Here is a 3,774-nt window from a genome sequence, read left to right on the forward strand (position 1 = left end):
CGGGTTAATTGTCTCTTCGAATTGAGCTTATTTTGCGAAAGAACCAAAATTTCTCCCTGTGTGATTGGTTGTCATTTCCAGATGGGGACTAGAAAGAGTTTCGGTTTCAGCGGGAAGTGTGGTTGTCTTCTTCCTGTTGATGGGGAAAGGTTTCGCCTCCAGCGGGGGGATGTATGATTGCATTTATGACACGGTGAATAGTCGTGCTAACGCCTTGCTAAGCGGCAATAAAATAGTTGGCTAAAATTGGCGAGGAACGAGCAAAAGCCAACTGTTTTTTGTCCGTTTAAGCAACTTGTTAAGTTCGTTTTTCAATTAGCCAACTAATTAAGCCCGCATTTATAACTAGGTCTGCGACTCTAGAAATATCCCATACTGTGATGCGAGGATCATTAATGACCAGATCTTTAGTTCCATCAAAGGTATGATAAACAAAATACATTTCATTGTATTGTTTATACTCCTTATAAATTTCACAATATTCATTAAACTGATTTGAATTTGTGGTTGACTTAACTTGTACAAATGCTCGTTTTTGAGAAACAGGAGAGAAGACATCTAAATCTATATCTTTTTCAGTTTTACCTAGTACGGATATACGCTGCCATCCTGATTGAGAAAAGATTAAATCTATTAATAACTCAAAGTCGCTCCACCAAAGCCCTTTAATTAAACCTTCAACATTATTTTTCAGTAACAATAAAGATTTCTTAGCCGCTTCAACTTCTGGTTGTGGCTCTCCGTTAATCTTTCGAATAAGGTAGTCCTCCAGCTCTACACTACAGATTGTGCCCCTGTAACCTTGAACTTTTGTAACACGCCCATCAATGTTTTCTATCGTCAGGGGATTACCTTGCTTATCACATGAACTCCAAGCCCCAATGACTTTTCTAATTCGACTACCATCGTCAAGCTCGGTTACTTCCTTTTTTGCATGGCACCAGTACAATTTTCTTTGATAAAAAGTAATCCAAAGATCAGTTTCTGAAAGCTCATAGAAATCTCTGATTTGGTTGATATCTCTTGTTGCAGCTCCTGAATTGTTTTTTCTTTCGCCTAACCAGAAGTTACGTACGACATCCCATTCACCATTTAAAGATTCATTATGATAGGGACTGTTATAACCAAGCCTAACAACTTGATCGTTTTCAAGACACGACTTTTCCCATTTCCCTGAATCACCAAGTTTTATATACCGAACCTTCATAAGACTCCAAAGAACTTAACGCCCGATTAAGTAGCCCGAAACGCACAACGATTGTTTCTGCATTACACCGTAACCACTGAAATATCTGCAAACCGAAAATGCCACGCGTTGAGGGTCTGCTTGAATTGCTTGTTATACGAATTTTTCCGCCAGTTCCCTTGTCATAAAGTAACTATGTGGATCAACTTCGTAATCAGCGAACGGTTCGCAATATGTGAACCCAAATTTCTCATAAAGGCTTCGAGCTGGTTGGAAAAAATCTTGAGTGCCTGTTTCCAAACTAACTTTCTGATAACCATTATCGATGGCTGCATTCAAAGCATGAGCTAACAGCTTGGTAGCAACACCTGACTTTCGGGATGAACTAGAAGTTCTCATTGATTTCAACTCAATATGACGGGGAGTGAGTCGCTTAATAGCGAGACAACCTTGCAATTCACCGTTAACCCAACCGCTGAAAAATGTGATATCTGGTGCCTTAAGTGCATCAACATCTAGAGCATGAGCACTTTCAGGAGGAGAAGTTGCATACATATCAGCCAAGTGCTCTTCGAGCAATTTGATGACTTCATCCCCCGATAAATCGTCTATTCTGATTTCCATATTCCGAACTTTCCTTATTCGTATAACGACCTAGCTCACGAGCCGTAGGTCTCGTGTAGCAGCTTGTTCTTTAATTCGGAAAGAGAAGGTTGAAGCAACTCTATCCATGAGTATTTTTCCATGCCCTAGGGGCTTAAATGAGGCCACCCTGCGGCGTGAGGGAAGCATCGCTTCTTTACTTGAAGTCAATTGCAGGTCTCTTTAAAAGCTACGCTTTACGAGCCTTGGCAAGTGCCTTTAAGCTACCATAGAAAAGGCGTTTCTTCCATCGCGTTTGGCTCTATCTATTCCTTAGGCTAGACTAAATTATCACTTCTATTTTGCCTAAAATCGTCTACCGCAGGTCAAGAACATTTGTATATACGGCTTGCGCGTTTTGCCAAGCCCCGTTGAGAAAGCGTGCACTCATATTTCCGCTAGAAATCTTTTCAAAACAACTCAATAACAAAGAACATGCAAAATTGTATTCAATACACTTTCGGTAGTAACGCGCATGCATGCTTTGCCTGCCTGTTATCTCAGTAACTCTTATAAACGAGAGTGGCTGTACCCTTTCATATGACTGAATTTACATAACTTATTTAGACGTCGCAATAACAAATCGAATAAACAATTGGACAGCCACTGTTAATGGCGTAAATGACAACCTCCGGCTATGCTTGATTTGCGCATATAACAAGGAGGTTGCATGCCAAGGCCAAGACGAACCCTCATTAGTCTCGAAGACACATCCTATTATCACTGTTGTAGTCGCGTTGTAAGGCGCGCCTTCTTATGTGGTGATGATAAATACACTGGTAAGAATTATGACCACCGCCGTGGTTGGGTAGAAACTCAAATCTTAAAGCTCACTGAAGTGTTTGCCATCGATGTGGCGGCTTATTCAGTGATGAGCAACCATCTTCATGTCGTCCTACATATTGATATTGAACAAGTTAATGCTTGGTCAGATAGGGATGTCGTACTGCAATGGCATAAACTGTTTAAAGGAACTGGCTTAACGCAGAAATTTGCAAAAGGTGAAGTGATTGAAGAGTACGCAGTTGCTAAGCTTAAACATCTGATAGCGACGTATCGCTCGCGCCTTTGCGATATAAGTTGGTTTATGAGGTGCTTAAACGAACCTATCGCTAGACAAGCTAATCTCGAAGATAACTGTACAGGGCACTTCTGGGAAGGACGATTTAAATCACAAGCATTGCTTGATGAGGCAGCCGTGTTGGCCTGTATGGCCTATGTAGAGCTTAATCCGATACGCGCTAAAATGGCGAGTACGCCAGAAGAGTCGGATTTCACGAGTATCAAACTCAGAGTAAAAGCAGCGCTCACGGGAGAGCAACCTAAACGCCTTTTACCCTTTATTGGTAATGAACGCACTAACCAATCCAAAGGTATCGCTTTCTCACTGCAAGACTACCTTGTACTGGTCGATGAAACAGGCAGGGTGATTCGAGATGATAAGCGTGGTGCTATTGATTCACAGGCTTGTGACATACTGAGTAGGTTAAACATACCCTCAGCCAATTGGGTTAAAATCGTCACGGAATTTGGACAACTTTTCCATGGCCCTGTGGGGACATTAGAAGAGTTTAGCCATTATTGTGAACATCTAAACAAACGAAGGCGACATTTCTCAAGTAGTTGCCAGTTTATGCCTGCAAACTAAGTTCATACGTTCACCTCTCTCCTAATTCCTCAGCTTCTTTTGCAGAGTTAACACCTCTTGCGCTAAAAACAGCGATTAGCGACTGATTTTGCCGATTTAAGCTGATTTCCAAAGTGTATTTTTACTAAGCACAGCTTTTTAAGGTGTTTATTTGCTTTGCCTTTGAATAGCTCGCAGTAATCTAGCTATGTTGTTGATTAATAATGGCTGGCATATGTTTTCTGCAAGCCTGCTCTGCTGGCCAACCTGTGACTGATAGCGATGGCGACGGTATTAATGATGACATTGATAACTGTGT

General features: G+C 41.4%; 3 protein-coding genes. 1 reads left to right on the plus strand and 2 read right to left on the minus strand.

Translation table 11 applies throughout. The features are described from left to right. Positions 1–298 precede the first annotated feature (298 nt). Together ACHUFW_RS21730 and ACHUFW_RS21735 are read right to left on the minus strand one after the other, a co-directional pair. Positions 299–1,207, minus strand: coding sequence for a hypothetical protein (locus tag ACHUFW_RS21730; protein ID WP_394206056.1), 909 nt, complete (start codon positions 1,205–1,207; stop codon positions 299–301). A 132-nt stretch (positions 1,208–1,339) separates the two neighbouring features. Further along, a complete protein-coding gene (locus ACHUFW_RS21735) occupies positions 1,340–1,810 on the minus strand; it encodes a GNAT family N-acetyltransferase (protein WP_394206058.1) in 471 nt (156 codons plus the stop codon). Positions 1,811–2,498: 688 nt separating this feature from the next. On the opposite strand from ACHUFW_RS21735, the gene ACHUFW_RS21740 reads away from it, so the two are divergent. Further along, positions 2,499–3,476 (plus strand): transposase, encoded by a 978-nt coding sequence (locus tag ACHUFW_RS21740; protein ID WP_394206059.1) that lies wholly within the window; start codon positions 2,499–2,501, stop codon positions 3,474–3,476. Positions 3,477–3,774: the final 298 nt, after the last annotated feature.

Origin of the sequence: Shewanella waksmanii (genome assembly GCF_043643685.1) — a bacterium.
Classification (GTDB): domain Bacteria; phylum Pseudomonadota; class Gammaproteobacteria; order Enterobacterales; family Shewanellaceae; genus Shewanella; species Shewanella waksmanii_A.